Origin of the sequence: Fictibacillus sp. 7GRE50 (assembly GCF_015903875.1) — a bacterium.
GTDB classification, from domain to species: domain Bacteria; phylum Bacillota; class Bacilli; order Bacillales; family Fictibacillaceae; genus Fictibacillus; species Fictibacillus phosphorivorans.
Genome location: NZ_JACZDW010000001.1, coordinates 594,943 through 611,309, shown reverse-complemented (window position 1 = coordinate 611,309; position 16,367 = coordinate 594,943). Strand labels below are relative to the sequence as shown.

17 protein-coding genes are annotated in these 16,367 nt (G+C 41.1%); 15 read left to right on the top strand and 2 right to left on the bottom strand.

Going from position 1 to position 16,367, the window contains the following annotated elements:
• The first annotated feature begins 103 nt into the window (after positions 1-103).
• The 10 genes from IHV12_RS03050 to IHV12_RS03005 all read left to right on the top strand — a co-directional run bounded on the left by IHV12_RS03050 (position 104) and on the right by IHV12_RS03005 (position 10,291).
• Positions 104-1,729, top strand: a complete 1,626-nt coding sequence (locus IHV12_RS03050; RefSeq protein ID WP_197189758.1) for a tetratricopeptide repeat protein — start codon at positions 104-106, stop codon at positions 1,727-1,729.
• A gap of 84 nt (positions 1,730-1,813) precedes the next feature.
• On the top strand, positions 1,814-2,770 hold the full coding sequence (trxB, locus tag IHV12_RS03045; protein ID WP_197189757.1) for a thioredoxin-disulfide reductase: 957 nt from the start codon (positions 1,814-1,816) through the stop codon (positions 2,768-2,770).
• Positions 2,771-3,265: 495 nt separating this feature from the next.
• Positions 3,266-3,724, top strand: coding sequence for an NUDIX hydrolase (locus tag IHV12_RS03040; protein ID WP_066397616.1), 459 nt, complete (start codon positions 3,266-3,268; stop codon positions 3,722-3,724).
• A 51-nt stretch (positions 3,725-3,775) separates the two neighbouring features.
• A complete protein-coding gene (gene rapZ, locus IHV12_RS03035) occupies positions 3,776-4,651 on the top strand; it encodes an RNase adapter RapZ (protein ID WP_197129333.1) in 876 nt (291 codons plus the stop codon).
• Positions 4,652-5,602 carry a gluconeogenesis factor YvcK family protein gene (locus IHV12_RS03030; RefSeq protein ID WP_197129336.1) on the top strand — a complete coding sequence of 317 codons (951 nt, stop codon included), beginning with the start codon at positions 4,652-4,654 and terminating at the stop codon, positions 5,600-5,602. It begins immediately after the preceding gene.
• A 40-nt stretch (positions 5,603-5,642) separates the two neighbouring features.
• Positions 5,643-6,584 (top strand): DNA-binding protein WhiA, encoded by a 942-nt coding sequence (whiA, locus tag IHV12_RS03025; protein WP_191752265.1) that lies wholly within the window; start codon positions 5,643-5,645, stop codon positions 6,582-6,584.
• Positions 6,585-6,625: 41 nt separating this feature from the next.
• Positions 6,626-6,883, top strand: a complete 258-nt coding sequence (locus tag IHV12_RS03020; protein ID WP_066397607.1) for an HPr family phosphocarrier protein — start codon at positions 6,626-6,628, stop codon at positions 6,881-6,883.
• Positions 6,884-7,025: 142 nt separating this feature from the next.
• Complete coding sequence (locus IHV12_RS03015) at positions 7,026-7,325, top strand: hypothetical protein (RefSeq protein ID WP_197189756.1); 300 nt, start codon at positions 7,026-7,028, stop codon at positions 7,323-7,325.
• A gap of 299 nt (positions 7,326-7,624) precedes the next feature.
• Complete coding sequence (gene trpE / locus IHV12_RS03010; RefSeq protein WP_197189755.1) at positions 7,625-9,157, top strand: anthranilate synthase component I; 1,533 nt, start codon at positions 7,625-7,627, stop codon at positions 9,155-9,157.
• A gap of 156 nt (positions 9,158-9,313) precedes the next feature.
• Positions 9,314-10,291 carry a zinc-binding dehydrogenase gene (locus tag IHV12_RS03005; RefSeq protein WP_197189754.1) on the top strand — a complete coding sequence of 326 codons (978 nt, stop codon included), beginning with the start codon at positions 9,314-9,316 and terminating at the stop codon, positions 10,289-10,291.
• A 54-nt stretch (positions 10,292-10,345) separates the two neighbouring features.
• Here IHV12_RS03005 and clpP read toward each other — a convergent pair whose 3' ends face one another.
• Together clpP and yvfG are read right to left on the bottom strand one after the other, a co-directional pair.
• On the bottom strand, positions 10,346-10,948 hold the full coding sequence (clpP, locus tag IHV12_RS03000) for an ATP-dependent Clp endopeptidase proteolytic subunit ClpP (protein WP_137791692.1): 603 nt from the start codon (positions 10,946-10,948) through the stop codon (positions 10,346-10,348).
• 218 nt (positions 10,949-11,166) lie between these two features.
• Positions 11,167-11,382 (bottom strand): protein YvfG, encoded by a 216-nt coding sequence (gene yvfG / locus IHV12_RS02995; protein WP_066245683.1) that lies wholly within the window; start codon positions 11,380-11,382, stop codon positions 11,167-11,169.
• 335 nt (positions 11,383-11,717) lie between these two features.
• Between yvfG and cspD the strand changes: the two genes are divergently transcribed.
• The 5 genes from cspD (at position 11,718) to gap (ending at position 16,310) form a co-directional block, all read left to right on the top strand.
• A complete protein-coding gene (gene cspD / locus IHV12_RS02990; protein WP_066245685.1) occupies positions 11,718-11,918 on the top strand; it encodes a cold-shock protein CspD in 201 nt (66 codons plus the stop codon).
• Between the two features lie 224 nt (positions 11,919-12,142).
• The gene (gene rpoN / locus IHV12_RS02985) at positions 12,143-13,468 is read left to right on the top strand and encodes an RNA polymerase factor sigma-54 (protein ID WP_197189753.1); all 1,326 of its coding nucleotides are present in this window, start codon (positions 12,143-12,145) and stop codon (positions 13,466-13,468) included.
• A 199-nt stretch (positions 13,469-13,667) separates the two neighbouring features.
• A complete protein-coding gene (locus tag IHV12_RS02980) occupies positions 13,668-13,913 on the top strand; it encodes a glutaredoxin family protein (protein WP_197129352.1) in 246 nt (81 codons plus the stop codon).
• Positions 13,914-14,198: 285 nt separating this feature from the next.
• Positions 14,199-15,221, top strand: coding sequence for a sugar-binding transcriptional regulator (locus tag IHV12_RS02975; protein ID WP_197129355.1), 1,023 nt, complete (start codon positions 14,199-14,201; stop codon positions 15,219-15,221).
• An 81-nt stretch (positions 15,222-15,302) separates the two neighbouring features.
• Positions 15,303-16,310 carry a type I glyceraldehyde-3-phosphate dehydrogenase gene (gene gap / locus IHV12_RS02970; protein ID WP_066397583.1) on the top strand — a complete coding sequence of 336 codons (1,008 nt, stop codon included), beginning with the start codon at positions 15,303-15,305 and terminating at the stop codon, positions 16,308-16,310.
• Positions 16,311-16,367: the final 57 nt, after the last annotated feature.

Here is a 16,367-nt window from a genome sequence, read left to right as displayed (position 1 = left end):
TGTTACTCTTTTTAGCCTGTGTTATAATTTTTTGGTTGAAAACTTTGTAAACAGAACGATATAGAAGTATATATGTTTACATAAGTAGATGGAGGAACCAAATATGCATAAACAAAAACGGGCCAGTGCAGCTAGCGGCCGTGTTCTTCCCTTTATCCAGGATGGGGATTACTTTTTTGAAAAAGGAATAAAAGCCTATAATAGGCGTGATCTATATACAGCAAAAAAAATGTTTGAGCGGGCCGTTACCTTCCAGCCGGAAGAGCCCTCTTTTTTATGTCAGCTTGCTTCAACGCTTGCTGAGATTGGAGAATATGAAGAATCCAATAAGTATTTGCTGAACGCATTAGAGCAGTCTAGTTCTGATCTTTCAGAATGTCATTTTTTCCTTGCGAATAACTTTGCGCATCTAGGCATGTATAGTGATGCTGAAGAACATGCTCGTTTATATATCGCGATTGATCCAGATGGTGAATTTGTTGATGATACACAAGAACTATTAGATCTTATCTCACTCGAAACAGGAAGCAAGTCTTCTAATCTGCCTCTTTCTACTGAAGAAGAGCTGATCAAGCTTCATGATGAAGCAAGGCAATCGATTGAACGAGGAGATCTTCCATTAGCGCAACAACAGTTAAAAGAGATCATCACGAATCATCCTAAGTTTTGGGCGGCGTATAATAACTTAGCACTCACTCACTTTTATAAGAGCGAGTTTGATGAAGCGATGGATGTTCTTCAAGATGTGTTGGATAAGAATCCAGGTAACTTAAACGCACTATGCAACCTTGCTATATTTCTGTTCCATTTAGGGATGGACGAACCTGGTGGCAAGCTAGTTGAGCGGCTAAAAACGGTGCATCCGATGCACCCTGAGCATCGTTACAAATTGGGGAATACGTTCGGGTTATTAGAGGAGCATCTATACGCGAATAAGTGGCTGCAATCACTTAGAAAGTCGTCATTTGTATATGATCCTGTAACCACACACATGCTTGCTGTGTCGTACTATGCACTTGGACAAAAAGACCTTTCTGTAAAAACGTGGAAAAAGGTAATCGATCTAGATCCTGAAAGTCACGTTGCTCCTTTTTATTTGGAAAAAGCACAAAGTGATGAGTTGACGATAACAGGCGGCGACTATCAATATCGCATTCCAACTAACAATCAGAACAAACCGAAAAAAGATCGTCAAGTGAAAGCGATGGAGCATATTCAGCAGGTTCGTAAAGGACTGGAAAAAAACAAAATTACGCATTTAATTCTTTTAAGAGGGAATAAAAATGAAGAGGCTTATGAGACGCTTCGTGACTTTTGCCTTAGAAAAGAAGAGTCGTTATTCGTAAAAGAGATCGCTGCAACAATCATGCTGGAACATCAGCCTGAAAAAGCTGTAGAACTCCAACATGATGATGCACGTGTTGAAGTGAACGCACCTTCTGAGGTTATTAGTATGGCATTAGATGTACTTCTTTCTGTTAAAGAAATGGGTTCAGCTCTTGATGAGCATGTACTGTTTTATTGGGCAGAAGCGATTAAATTTGCGGAGACGACAGGCGAACGAATCTTTGATAATCAAAAAGCAATTGCTGCGGCAATCGATCACTTAGCTCGTAAGCAAAAAGGGCGTTCTACCCAAAAGAGTGTTGCAGAGCAGTATGGAATCACTGTTTCTGTATTGTCATTACGCATAAAAAAACTGATAGGTTGGGTAAATCGCAACGTTTGAGCAGAATGATGGACTTTACTCCTATGTGCGAATAGGATATAGATATAGTAAATAAGAATTTCCTTATATAAGGAGTGGGCATTAATGACTGAAGAAAGAATTTATGATGTAGCTATTCTTGGTGCAGGACCAGCTGGTATGACTGCAGCGGTTTATACATCACGCGCGAACTTGGATACGATTATGATCGAAAGAGGTATCCCTGGCGGACAGATGGCTAATACAGAAGATGTAGAAAACTATCCTGGTTTTGATCACATTCTTGGACCAGAACTTTCAAACAAGATGTTTGAGCACGCAAAAAAATTCGGTGCTGAATACGCTTATGGCGATGTAAAAGAAATCATCGATGGCGAAGAGTACAAAACGATTCATGCAGGAAGCAAAACGTACAAAGCGCGTTCGATCATCATCTCGACAGGTGCTGAATATAAGAAACTAGGCATTCCAGGAGAAAAAGAATTCTCTGGACGCGGCGTTTCTTACTGTGCAGTGTGTGATGGTGCATTCTTTAAGAACCGTGAATTAGTTGTTGTCGGCGGTGGTGATTCCGCTGTTGAAGAAGGTGTTTACTTGACTCGATTCGCTTCTAAAGTAACGATCGTTCATAGACGTGACAAACTTCGTGCACAAAAGATCCTTCAACAGCGTGCGTTTGATAACGATAAGATCGATTTTATCTGGAATCACTCTGTTAAAGAGATTCACGGTGAAAACAACAAAGTGAACAAAGTGACTCTCGTTCATTCTGAAACAGGAGAAGAACAAGACTTCTCTGCGGATGGCGTGTTCATCTATATCGGAATGCTTCCATTGAACGCTGCCTTTAAAGATCTTGGCATCACGAACGAAAATGGTTATGTAGAAACGAATGAACAGATGGAAACAAGAATTCCTGGTATCTTTGCAGCAGGCGATATCCGTGAAAAAACACTTCGTCAAATCGTTACGGCTACAGGGGATGGAAGTATTGCGGCACAAGCTGCTCAGCATTACGTGGAGAGTTTAACGGAGAAACTAAAAAACGTAACTTCCAATTAATGTGATTGTAACAGTGATGAAATAATTGTGGGGTAATATAAAAATAAGAAATTGACCCCCTTTTTATAAAGGCAAGACTTTGACACGGAGCTATGCTTCGTGTCCTTTTTTTGTTTTTTTCTATGAAAGCGAAAAGATTACTTTGAGTTTTCGCTTCATTGACAAAGTGATTGGAATGGAAGTTGCGAGACTCCTACGGGACAAGCGGGCAGGTGAGACACTTAAAAGTGAAACGTCCGAATGTGGCTCACCGCATGCCCCGTGGAAAGCGAGCAACTGTAATGGAAATCAGTTACTTTCAATAACATCTTTGAAACGTTTAGATTTCAATTATTACAAAGCTTATTTTAAAAGTGATTTTTTCACATAATAAGAAAAGCAAAATACCATAAATTAGAATGCTAAAATACGTCAAACCCTTGAGGCCTCTGTATTGTGAGGGGTTACATAATTTAGTATACTAAAAAGTAGGACATAGCCCTGAGGTGAAAACAAGTGCAAAGAGTAACAAACTGTGTGTTAATAAGAGATAATCAAGTGCTTTTACTTCAAAAGCCTAGACGGGGCTGGTGGGTAGCACCAGGCGGAAAGATGGAGTCTACCGAGTCTATCCGTGATTCTGTTATACGCGAGTACCGTGAAGAAACGGGAATCTATCTGAAGAATCCGCAGCTTAAAGGTGTGTTTAATTTTATTATTAAAGAAGGCGACAAGATCGTCTCTGAGTGGATGATGTTTACCTTTTTTGCAACAGACTCAGAAGGTGTTGCATTAGATGAATGTGAAGAAGGGATTTTGTCATGGAAGCCGGTTGAAGAAGTACGTGAACTTCCGATGGCGCCAGGAGATCATCACATTCTTGACTATATGACGAGTGGCAGCAACATGATATTTGGCACATTTACGTATACACCTGATTTTGAACTGCTTTCTTATCGTTTAGACCCAGCATAAGTTAAGACGGGTCGCATAAAAATGGAACATAGTAAACTGGGGGGAAATGGCATGGAAAGACATGATGTACAAATGGTGATTATTACAGGAATGTCAGGGGCCGGGAAGACGGTAGCCATGCAGAGCTTTGAAGATTTAGGCTTTTTCTGTGTTGATAATCTACCACCTGCACTACTCCCTAAATTTGTAGAATTAATGCAAGAATCTGCTGGCAAGCTGAACAAGGTGGCACTTGTTATGGACCTTCGTGGTCGCGAGTTTTTTGATCAGTTGTTTTCAACGCTCGATCAACTTGCCCTCTCATCGGATGTTCAGCCGCAGATTTTATATTTGGATTGTAAGGATGCAACACTTGTACGCAGATACAAAGAAACTCGACGTTCTCATCCTTTGGCGAAGAGTGGAAACCCGCTTCAAGGGATTACTCAAGAGCGTGAGATGCTTGAAGAACTAAAAGGAAGAGCACAGCAAGTCTTAGATACATCTGACTTAAAACCACTTCAATTACGTGAACGTATCATTCAGCGTTTTTCTGCAAATGCCGCTCATCCGTTCACGATCAACGTGATGTCATTCGGATTTAAGTACGGGATGCCGATCGACGCTGACTTAGTGTTCGACGTGCGTTTCCTACCAAATCCTCATTATATTGAGCATATGAGACCGCGAACAGGGCTTGAAGCAGATATTTCAGAGTATGTATTGAAGTGGCCGGAAACGAACATGTTTTTAGAAAAGCTGCTTGATCTGCTTCAGTTTATGATTCCGCAATATAAGAGAGAAGGCAAGAGCCAGCTGATTATCGGGATCGGATGTACAGGCGGAAAACATCGTTCTGTAGCTCTAGCTGAATATATCGGAAATGCACTTTCCAAAGAATATGTGACATTCAGCTCTCACAGAGATATGGGAAAGGATAAAGTTTAAATGAATAAGCAGCCGAAAGTGGTAGTGCTTGGCGGAGGAACAGGTCTTTCTGTTCTTCTCCGCGGTTTAAAGCGCTATCCAGTTGATATCACTGCTATCGTTACGGTTGCAGATGATGGCGGCAGCTCAGGAAGGTTGAGGAGAGATTACGATATGCCTCCTCCCGGTGATGTGAGAAACGTAATCGCCGCACTTTCTGAAGTGGAACCGCTTGTAGAAAAAATGTTTCAGCATAGGTTTAAAGTGGGAGACGGAATTACGGGTCATTCGCTTGGAAACTTGCTTCTTGCTGCCATGCACGATATTACAGGAGATTTTTTAACAGGAATTCGGGAACTTAGCCGCGTTTTAAACGTAAGAGGACAAGTACTGCCTGCAGCGAAAAACAGTATTATTCTATGTGCGGAGTTAGAAGATGGGACGATTGTTCAGGGGGAATCTAAGATCCCGCTGTCGAATAAGAAAATCAAACGCGTCTTTTTATCTGATGAAAAGATCGAGCCTCTTCGTGAAAGTGTGAAAGCGATTCAAGAAGCCGATTTGATCGTGATCGGACCAGGAAGTTTGTACACGAGCATCTTGCCGAACCTTCTTGTGAACGGAATTTCCACGAGCATCCGTGAGGCAACGGCTCCTAGAGTTTATGTATGTAATGTCATGACACAGCCTGGAGAGACTACAGGTTACACGGCTGGTGATCACATTCAGGCATTGATCGATCATGTGGGCCACAACTTTATCGATGTTGTGATCGCGAACAATGAAAAGATTCCTTCAGAATACCTGGATCTATATTTGGAAGAAGGCGCATCGCAAGTTACTTATGATGAGGAACGCTTAAAGTCGTTCGGCATCGGTTTGTTATGTGACAACATCATTCAATACGGAACGCTTGTCAGACACGATGCACAGCGTGTATCTGACTTATTGTTAGGACTTATTGAAAAATAGAATACGGATTGAAACGGATGGAAGAGAGGTGGTGATGCAGGTGTCTTTTGCTGCAGATACAAAAAAAGAATTAACGCAGCTCGAATTGAAAGATTGCTGTAAAAAAGCAGAGTTAGCTGCCTTAATTCGAATGAATGGTTCCATCTCTTTCAGCAACAGAAAATTGATTCTGGATATCCCGACTGAAAATGCTGCTATTGCAAGAAGAATCTATACGTTGATCAAACGTGTATATCCTTATCACGTAGAGCTATTAGTACGAAAAAAGATGCGCTTGAAAAAGAATAATGTCTACATTGTACGTGTTTCAGAAGAATCAAGAGCATTGTTGGAAGATTTGAAGATTATTGACGGAGCATTTACGTTTACCCGCAACATTGCAGAGGAATTTAATAAGAAGAGCTGTTGTCGCCGTGCATACATGAGAGGTGCGTTCTTAGCAGGTGGGTCTGTAAACCACCCAGAGACAAGCTATCACCTAGAGATATTCTCTATGTATGAAGAGCATACGGTTGCATTAGCTGAACTGATGAACAAATTTGAACTTAAAGCAAAAGTTCTAGAACGCAAAAAAGGTTATATTATCTATTTAAAAGATGGCGAAAAGATTTCAGAGTTCCTGACACTGATCGGCGCTCATCATGCAGTATTATTTTTTGAAGATATTAGAATCTTAAAAGATATGCGTAACTCAGTGAACCGACTCGTAAACTGTGAGACAGCGAACCTCAACAAAACAGTAGGGGCTGCTATGAGACAGGTCGAGAACATTAAGTTTATTGACGAACAGGTAGGACTTGAGACACTTCCAGATAAGCTGCGCGAGATTGCGCAACTGAGAGTCACGCATCAAGAAATTACCCTCAAAGAGCTTGGCGAGATGGTATCATCAGGCCCTGTTAGTAAATCAGGTGTTAACCACCGATTACGTAAGATTGATGAAATCGCTACGAAGATTAGAAACGGTCAACCCATCCATTGATGTTTTTCATAGAGAGATAAGGTTAGAGGAGGTAAGGTAGAATGGTTGAAAAGAAAGTAACCGTGCAGTTGAAGAGTGGACTGCAAGCACGCCCAGCGGCATTGTTCGTCCAAGAAGCAAACCGTTACACATCTGATGTATTTGTTGAGAAGGAAGGCAAGAAAGTGAACGCAAAGAGCATCATGGGAATCATGAGCTTAGCTGTAGGATCTGGCAGTGAACTTGTACTCGCTGTTGATGGCCCTGATGAGAACGAAGCTGTTGAAGCCCTAGCAGCTTTTGTTTCCAAAGCAGAATAACGGGGGTCTGACCCCATACAATTACAAAACCGGTGATTTGTCCTTTTCATAAGGACAAATCACCGGTTTTTTCGATTTTGCAGGGTTGGCCCACACCGTTCACTCTATATACTGTTAAAGAGGAAAAAGGGAGGCGATTATTTTGCATCACACAAGTTTTATGCATGACTGGTCGTTTGCCGCAGGATTAACGATTCTAAATATCCTACTGACTCTTTATCTGATTAAACCTCGAAGAAGTTCTGTACGTTTGATTTTCTGGGTTTTAATGTTGATTTTTATCTTTCTTTATCCTTTAGCATTGGCAGGATTTTCGTTGCAATATCCAGCAAGTTCAGGACTGTTTCTCGGCCTCGCTTTTATGATTACGATTATATTTAGTCTCATCTTATTTTTTAGTGTCTGCTGGGTGTGGGTGATTCGGCATTCTTTTTATCGATAAATGAACCTTAGGAAAAAGCATTCAATATTATTCGATTTTCTATTTCAAATACATCTCATTTCAAAAAGAGATCTACTCATTTGAGAGTTGACAGAAAAGGGGTAACCCTATATATTAATCACTAATCAGGAGAATAGTTAGAGTTGAGATGAGTGGAGAAAAGAGAGCATAGTTTGAGCTGAGTTGAGAGTATTTTAATCCTCCGATTAAACCTCTTTCTTAGTTTATTTATGATGCAAACATCAGCCTCCGCTGTAACAAGCGAGAGGTTTTTATTTTTTGAAAGAGGTGAAAATAACATGTTTATACCAAATATAGAGGAAGTCGTTTCTCTATCAAAAGAAAACTTTAATGTGATTCCAATCGGTTTTACTTACCTATCTGACCATGAAACGTGCATTTCTCAGTTTGAGAGAGTCCGTCATGAAGAACATGCTTTTCTGCTTGAAAGTGTTGAAGGTGGGGAGCGTTGGGCGAGGTATTCGTATATTGGCCGAAAGCCGTTCTTGGTGGTGTCATCATTAGGAAAGACAGTAGATATCACGTTTATAAATGATAATAAAAGTATACAAAAGCACGGTTCTCCGTTAGATATCGTGAAAGACTACGTATCAAGATACAAATCTCCTAAACACTCTTCTCTGCCTCCGTTCACTGGAGGTGCTGTTGGCTTTTTCGGCTATGATCTGATTCATACGTTTGAAAATGTCCCAAGGCCAAAATCTCCATCTGAACAAGAACATGAAATGGAATTTTTGTTCACAGATGAAGTCATCGTATTCGACCATCTGAAACAAAAAACAACGATTGTATGCAATCTGCACGTTTCTCCTGATGATAGTGAAAACAACTTACACGAAAAATATGAACAAGTGTGCGATAGAATTCGTAGAACGTATGAAGAGCTGCAGCAGCCCACAAAAATGAAAGCTGTTCAGACTGAATTTCCTTTATCGGAAATGAAAAAAAACGAGGTTCGTTCTTCACATACAAAAGAAGAATTTTGTAACATGGTGAAGCAAGCGAAGGAATATATCAAAACTGGAGATGTTTTTCAGGTCGTATTATCACAGCGATTCGAACAGGAAACCGAAGCGGACCCGTTCGATGTGTATCGACTTCTGCGATCGATGAATCCTTCGCCATATATGTATTATTACAAATCGAAGGACGCGTATATCGTGGGTGCTTCCCCAGAGCTTCTTGTAAAAGTGGATGATGGATGTGTGGAGAACAGACCGATCGCAGGAACACGTCCAAGAGGCAAGACGCTTCAGGAGGATTTGGCTTTTGAGCAAGACTTGCTTGCTGATGAAAAAGAACGAGCAGAGCATGTTATGCTTGTTGATCTAGGAAGAAACGATGTAGGAAGAGTGAGCGAATACGGAACTGTAGAACTAGATTCATATATGGAGATCGAGCGATATTCACATGTGATGCATATGGTTTCACACGTGACAGGAAAGTTGCAGAAAGATAAGGACTTTTTCGATGCGCTGCGCTCTTGTATGCCGGCGGGAACTGTTTCAGGTGCACCAAAGGTCAGAGCCATGCAGATTATTTCTGAACTAGAGCAACAGTCACGAGGTGTTTACGGAGGGGCCATCGGATACTTAGGATTTAACGGCCAGATGGACTCTTGTATTGCCATACGGACAATTGTATTTCAGGATGGCAAAGCCTACGTCCAAGCAGGTGCAGGGGTGGTTGCGGATTCAGTGCCTGAGCGAGAGTACGAAGAAACGGTCAATAAAGCAAAAGCTATGCTGAAAGCAATCGAGGGGGGGACAGACCCCAGACAAATACAAACCCCCGTTTTGTCTATTCGGTGAAGACACACGACATTAATAATCAACTCATCGAACCATTGATTCCTAAAGCTGTAAAACAATCATCATCTGAGCAGATTGCTATTATCAAAAGCTGAAAATGGATATACTGTCCCTTATATTCTTTTCATATTTCCAAACTCAAAGGGGCGAGTATAGATGAAAGCTTTAATGCTTGAAGACAAAAATATGTGGCGTGAGATGAAGGTTCAGGAAACGGAAAAGCCTACTCCTGGACCAGGTGAAGTCTTGATTCGTATCAAGGCTGCTGGACTTAATCCTGTTGACTATAAAACGGCAACTCACGGAAACCCAGCATGGAACTACCCTCACATCCTTGGTGTTGACGCAGCGGGGATTGTTGAGGAAGCAGGTGAAGACGTTTCTGAATTCAAACAGGGAGATCGTGTATTCTTTCATGGGAATTTCATGAAACATGGCGGTTTTGCTGAGTATGCTGTGACAACGGCTCATTCTTTGGCTAGAATTCCTGATGAGCTTTCATTTGAAGAGGCAGCGGCTCTTCCTTGTGCAGGGATGACAGCGTATCAAGCACTTTTTAGAAAGATGAACCTTCAACAAGGGGAGACCATCTTAATTCACGGTGGAGCTGGTGGTGTCGGTGGATTCGCAATCCAGTTGGCTAGACAAATTGGAGCTACCATCATCACAACGTGTTCACCTGAAAATAAGGAATATGTAAAAAGTCTTGGAGCCGATCACGTAATTTTTTATAAAACAGAAGACGTTCATGCACGTGTTATGGAACTTACGAGCGAAGTTGGAGTCGATGCGGTCCTTGACACGGTTAGCCGTGAGAATGCCACAGAATCATTAAAAAGCATCGCCTTTAACGGACGCATTGCTTTCATTGCAGGAAACCCAGATTATTCGGCTGTAAAGCCTTTCAGTCAGGCTCTTTCTTTTCATGAAATCGCGTTAGGAGCTGCTCATTTCTCAAATTCAATAAAAGCTTTAAAAGATTTAGCGACCATGAACGAAGAATTAGCACAACTTGTCGTCGAAGGGAAAATTTCCGCGATGATCTCTGAAAAAATCTCGTTGGAAGAAGTACCGGCAGGACTGATCAAACTCTCTGAGAGACACGTTAAAGGAAAGATCGTTGCTGTTATATAGCGCATAATAAAAACTGGACTGCAGATCTGCAGTCCAGTTTTTTTATTACCTTACTTATTTTTTAATATCTGTGCTGTCTACAGATGTGATTAGTTTATCAACCAATCCGTATTTAACCGCATCTTCTGCAAGCAAGAAGTTATCACGGTCTGTGTCGCGCTCGATGACTTCAAGCGGCTGACCTGTTTTTTCAGAAAGGATCTTGTTCAACTGTTCGCGCATCTGGATGATACGACGAGCGTGAATTTCGATATCACTTGCTTGACCACGTGTTCCTCCAAGAGGTTGGTGAATCATAACTTCAGAGTTAGGTAGCACATAACGCTTTCCTTTTTCCCCTGCAGCAAGCAAGAAGGCACCCATAGATGCAGCCATACCGATACAGATCGTGGAAACGTGCGGCTTGATGAAGTTCATCGTGTCATAGATCGCCATACCAGCTGTGATCGAACCACCTGGGCTGTTTATGTATAACGAGATGTCTTTATCAGGATCTTCAGCAGCTAAGAATAGAAGTTGTGCTACGATTGAGTTTGAAACATTATCGTCGATCGCACTGCCAAGCATAATAATACGGTCTTTTAATAGACGGGAGTAGATATCGTAAGCGCGCTCCCCACGGTTCGTTTGTTCAATTACTGTTGGAATTAAGTTCATGGAAATCCTCCTTCTCCTTTTTCAAGTTAAACTGTACTGTCATCATACAAAAAAGGTCAAACAAGGTCAAACGATATGCTGTATGTAACTCATTTCGCCAGCAATGCTCAATATCCTTCTTACACCTTATGTATGGGCTATCATCATAATGCCCGCTATATGCAGGATTTTAAACCTCTACTTGTGAAAACAATACCCTTAAATGAGAAAAATAAGCTTTAGTTTTCGTTTTTAATCTCGATATAGGCGGTTTCTAAGTTGCGGATGCGACGTACGATCTCACTGTTTTTGTTAAGATTATCATTAATAAGAGTGCCGACGATCGAACGGTAGTAGGCATTCATCGCATGAGTCTTCGTGAAAACATCTTTATTGCGCTCTATGTATTGCTGGAAATTCTCTTTAAAATAAGGGACTGAAAATGCTTCGCTCACTCGTTGTTCCTCCTTCATTCGTAAAACCCATTCTAAAAGGTGCATGTTCTTTATCTATCATAGCCTATCTTAATGTCTGTGCAAAAGGATAATAAAAATTGTATCCCTTGTTTTGACAATTGAGTTTTAGCATGTTATAGTTAATTCAACCATTTACGTTGTGAATATCTTTTGGATTTAAAGCGGTCGTACTTTTTGAATAAGAAGTGGAACACTTAAAATCCACTTCAGAATTATTCAAATGAGTGCGCATTTTTTTATGCCTTTTTATTTACATAGTAAGTCGGTTAAAAGAGTTAAAACGCTTACATAGCGTTTGTAAGGAGGAAACACCCATGCAAAATGGTAAAGTAAAATGGTTCAACGCTGAGAAAGGTTTCGGCTTCATCGAAGTTGAAGGCGGAAACGACGTATTCGTTCACTTTTCTGCGATTCAATCAGAAGGCTTCAAGTCTCTTGAAGAAGGACAAGAAGTATCTTTCGAAATCGTTGATGGCGAGCGTGGACCGCAAGCTGCTAACGTAACAAAACTTTAATAGTAAAGTTTAAAATGCCAGACTGCCTTCGGGCGGTACTGGCATTTTTTTGTTGGCTGAAGATCTTAAGAAGTCTTTTTAATCTAGTATGTATGCAGAGCTAGCTGTCTTCCTCACAAATACAAATTTCTAGGATTTGTATTTGTGTGGGGTCAGACCCCAAATTTTGTAGGATGTATAGCGCTTACATCTGTAGTATGATGAAGGAATAGGGGGGATTTAGAATGGAAATGGGTTTGTTTCAACAACAGAGCATGAACCTTGTCATGACAACTGAATTGCGCCAGGCCATTGCCATCTTACAAGTTCCCAGTTATGAACTGACATCATATCTTCAAGAACAGGCATTAGAGAATCCGCTTATTGAAATTGCAGAACCAAAGGGTATGTTCACGACATTGAAGAAAAGCGTGAGGAAAAATGGGGTTAATGGCCGCTCAGATGCACAGCAACCACTCGAGCATCTGATCATAGAGAAAGAAACCTTGTACGACTACCTTTATAAACAATCGATCCTTCTGCCGATCCAAGAACAGGATCGAAGAATATTTCAATACTTACTGCTAAGTGTAGACGAGAGCGGGTATCTCACCGTCTCTGCTGAGGATACGGCACATCGGTTTCAAACAACAGTTGAAAAATGTGAGGAGCTTATCTCGCTCCTTCAAACGTTAGAGCCTGTTGGAATCGGTGCACGAGATCTAAGAGAGTGTCTGTTGCTTCAACTTCAAGAACAACATCAAGAACATACAATAAGCTACATAATCGTAGATCAGTATTTAGACCAGCTAGCAGAGCGTAAGATGAAATGGCTATCAACTCATTTAAACGTAACACCACAAGAAGTAGAAGCAGCGGCGGATTTTCTTCAAACACTTGATCCTCGACCAGGCGCTGCATACGCTCCTGCCAACGATCAAGCGTATTTATATCCAGATGTCTCTGTAACAGAAGAGAACGGAAAATTTCACATTGCTGTTAACGAGCAATACTCACCAATGCTCAAGTTGAACGAAAGCTATGGCACACTCTTAAACGGAAAAAACGCAACATCGAAATTTTTAGATGATTCTTTCCAAAAGTTTAATTGGTTGAAAAAGGCTCTAGAACAAAGAAAAGAAACGCTCCTTAACATAACAAATGAGATCGTCAGAGTACAAGAGAAGTATTTTTTAACATTCGATCGATCGGATATGGTACCACTCACTTTAAAAGAAGTGGCAGACGAAATCGGGGTACACGAATCCACGGTAAGTCGAGCTGTCAAAAATAAAGTAATTCAAACATCAAAAGGTGCAGTGGAGCTTAAATCCTTTTTTACAGCTAAAATCTTTACACAAGATGGCGGCAGCGTTTCTGCAACTTCCGCCAAATCGGAAATTAAGAAATTGGTAGAGAACGAAGATAAAACCAAACCTTTATCAGACCAGATACTTGCCTCTCTTTTAGAAAAGAACAGCGGTCTCTCGATATCCCGAAGAACGGTTGCGAAATATCGGGAAGAATTAAACATACCATCTTCTTCAAAACGGAAACGGTATACCTCTTAAACTAAGGTCTTTTCCTCACGGAGAAGTCCTTTTTGTTTGGCTAGCCAATGCCACTAGAAAGGTGAGACACTGATACATAACGTACGGGTGTGGCTCACTGGTTACCCGTGGAAAGCGGGCATCAGCAACGGAAATCAACTGCTTTTAAAATCAACGATGAATACAAAACAGCCTAATAAAAAATGAAGGAGCACTAAAAATGGGTGAAAAAAAAGTCATACTTTATACGAAAATACATTGTCCACTTTGTGATGAGGCACATAAACTATTACAGAAGCTGCAGCAGGAGATCTCGTTCACCATAGAATCGATCGACATCTATCAAGATGATCTCCTTCTTGAAAAATACGGACTGATGATTCCTGTTATTGAAGTCGAAGGGAAAGAAATCGACTACGGAATGATCTCGGAAAGTAAAGTAAAGAAAGCGCTTACTAATTTTTAATAAGTAAAAGTTGTTGAAATGTAGTGAGACTATTTGATAATATAAACTTGCCAGAGAGGAATTCGACACTTTTATGACAAAAAGTGAAGTCTGGCACGTTTTAAAAGATCACTTTCAGGGTAATCTACAATAGGTAATATTGGGACTTGGGTCAAACCAAGTTATTTTCTTAAGCTAATGGGACAAAAAATGACTAGCCGGGACATAAAAAGTCCAACAGGGTTTGCCATCAAAAAATTCCAGAGAGCTTAATCGTTCATCTCATTGAATCAGGAGAAATGTGCAATGAAAAAACTTATAGAGATACAAAAGAAGTTGCTGCCAGATCTTCTAGAAACGATGCGAAAGCGATACAACGTTTTAAACGTGGTGAGAATTCATGAACCTATTGGAAGAAGAAGTTTAGCATCAACCTTGAACCTGACAGAACGTGTACTGCGCTCAGAAGTTTCGTTTCTAAAAGATCAAGGACTTCTAAACATTCAGACCGCTGGCATGTCATTAACATCAGAGGGACATGATATTTTACTAGAGCTTTCTGAGATGATGAAAGAATTGTCTGGTTTGCATGTTTTAGAATCAAAACTTAAGGAAATGTTAAATCTGTCAGAAGTCATCGTAGTACCAGGTGATAGTGATCAAGATGTGTGGGTAAAAAATGATATGGGTAAGGCTGCAGCAGACCGATTGAAGCGTCAGCTATCAGCGAAGAACGTTATCGCTGTAACGGGTGGAACAACACTCGCTTCAGTAGCAGAGATGATGTCACCTATACAAAAGGGACAACAGTTATTGTTTGTTCCTGCCCGAGGCGGACTTGGTGAAAAGGTTGAGAACCAAGCGAACACCATTTGTTCCACGATGGCTCAAAAAGCCAATGGGGAATACAGGCTTCTTCATCTACCAGATCAGTTGAGTAAAGAAACGTATCTATCTTTGATGGCTGAGCCAGGTGTGAAAGAAGTCATGGAGCTCATACACTCCGCTGGTATAGTGCTTCACGGGATTGGCGATGCTAAAACAATGGCAGTACGCCGAAACTCAAATCCATCCGTTCTACAAAAGCTGGAGAAAGAAAAAGCTGTTGCAGAAGCATTCGGCTATTACTTTGATCAGCAGGGTGAAGTGGTTCACCGCGTGCGCACGATTGGCTTGCAGCTAGATGAGCTGCAGAATAGTGATTTCATCATGGCTGTAGCAGGCGGATCATCTAAATCCGATGCGATTGCAGCATTCATGAAACACGGTCCGAAAAAGGTTTTAATCACGGACGAAGGAGCTGCCCGACAATTATTGGGACGCTCGTAAGTTCATTTTCAATTCGTTATTAAGGGGATTTCCCTTTATATAAAAAATAAATTCTCTCTTAAATCAAGGAGGTCATTTTACATGGCAACAAAAATTGGTATTAATGGTTTCGGTCGTATTGGCCGTAATGTATTCCGCGCAGCATTCAACAACCCTGAGGTAGAAGTTGTAGCTGTAAACGACTTAACAGATGCTGACACTCTTGCTTTCCTATTAAAGCATGACACAGTACACGGCAAGTTCGCTGGTTCTGTTGAAGTTAAGGAAAATGCACTTATTGTAGATGGCAAAGAAATCAAAGTTTTAGCTGAGCGCGATCCAGCACAACTTGGCTGGGGAGACCTTGGTGTAGAAGTAGTTGTTGAATCAACTGGACGTTTCACTAAGCGTGCAGACGCTGCTAAACACTTAGAAGCTGGCGCTAAAAAAGTAATCATTTCTGCTCCTGCTTCTGATGAGGATATCACTGTAGTTCTTGGTGTAAACGAAGACAAGTACGATGCAGCTAGCCACGATGTTATCTCTAACGCATCTTGTACAACGAACTGTCTTGCACCATTCGCAAAAGTTCTTCACGAGAAATTCGGCGTGAAGCGCGGTATGATGACAACTGTTCACTCATACACAAACGATCAGCAAATTCTAGATCTTCCACATAAAGATCTTCGTCGTGCTCGTGCGGCAGCTGAGAACATCATTCCAACTTCAACTGGTGCTGCTAAAGCAGTTTCTCTAGTGCTTCCTGAACTTAAAGGTAAGCTAAACGGTATGGCAATGCGTGTTCCAACTCCAAACGTATCTCTAGTTGACTTAGTTGTTGAACTTGACAAAGAAGTTACTGTTGACGAAGTAAACGCAGCACTTAAAGCTGAAGCTGAAGGCAACCTTAAAGGAATCCTTGGCTACTCTGAAGAGCCGCTTGTATCTACTGACTACAATGGCGACACTCACTCTTCTACAATCGATGCTCTTTCCACGATGGTTATGGAAGGAAACATGGTTAAAGTTGTATCTTGGTACGATAACGAAACTGGATACTCAAGCCGCGTTGTAGATTTAATTGACTATATCGCTAAAAAAGGACTTTAATAGATAGAGAAGAACAATAAGGAGGGGGAGAAGTCGTTTCAAACAGGCTTCTACTCC

Bases quoted from the DNA above. Each gene is read 5' to 3' on its own strand.
- IHV12_RS03050 (WP_197189758.1), top strand. From the start codon at position 104: ATGCATAAACAAAAACGGGCCAGTGCAGCTAGCGGCCGTGTTCTTCCC.
- trxB (WP_197189757.1), top strand. From the start codon at position 1,814: ATGACTGAAGAAAGAATTTATGATGTAGCTATTCTTGGTGCAGGACCA.
- rapZ (WP_197129333.1), top strand. From the start codon at position 3,776: ATGGAAAGACATGATGTACAAATGGTGATTATTACAGGAATGTCAGGG.
- IHV12_RS03030 (WP_197129336.1), top strand. From the start codon at position 4,652: ATGAATAAGCAGCCGAAAGTGGTAGTGCTTGGCGGAGGAACAGGTCTT.
- IHV12_RS03020 (WP_066397607.1), top strand. From the start codon at position 6,626: ATGGTTGAAAAGAAAGTAACCGTGCAGTTGAAGAGTGGACTGCAAGCA.
- trpE (WP_197189755.1), top strand. From the start codon at position 7,625: ATGTTTATACCAAATATAGAGGAAGTCGTTTCTCTATCAAAAGAAAAC.
- IHV12_RS03005 (WP_197189754.1), top strand. From the start codon at position 9,314: ATGAAAGCTTTAATGCTTGAAGACAAAAATATGTGGCGTGAGATGAAG.
- clpP (WP_137791692.1), bottom strand. From the start codon at position 10,948: ATGAACTTAATTCCAACAGTAATTGAACAAACGAACCGTGGGGAGCGC.
- cspD (WP_066245685.1), top strand. From the start codon at position 11,718: ATGCAAAATGGTAAAGTAAAATGGTTCAACGCTGAGAAAGGTTTCGGC.
- rpoN (WP_197189753.1), top strand. From the start codon at position 12,143: ATGGAAATGGGTTTGTTTCAACAACAGAGCATGAACCTTGTCATGACA.
- IHV12_RS02980 (WP_197129352.1), top strand. From the start codon at position 13,668: ATGGGTGAAAAAAAAGTCATACTTTATACGAAAATACATTGTCCACTT.
- IHV12_RS02975 (WP_197129355.1), top strand. From the start codon at position 14,199: ATGAAAAAACTTATAGAGATACAAAAGAAGTTGCTGCCAGATCTTCTA.
- gap (WP_066397583.1), top strand. From the start codon at position 15,303: ATGGCAACAAAAATTGGTATTAATGGTTTCGGTCGTATTGGCCGTAAT.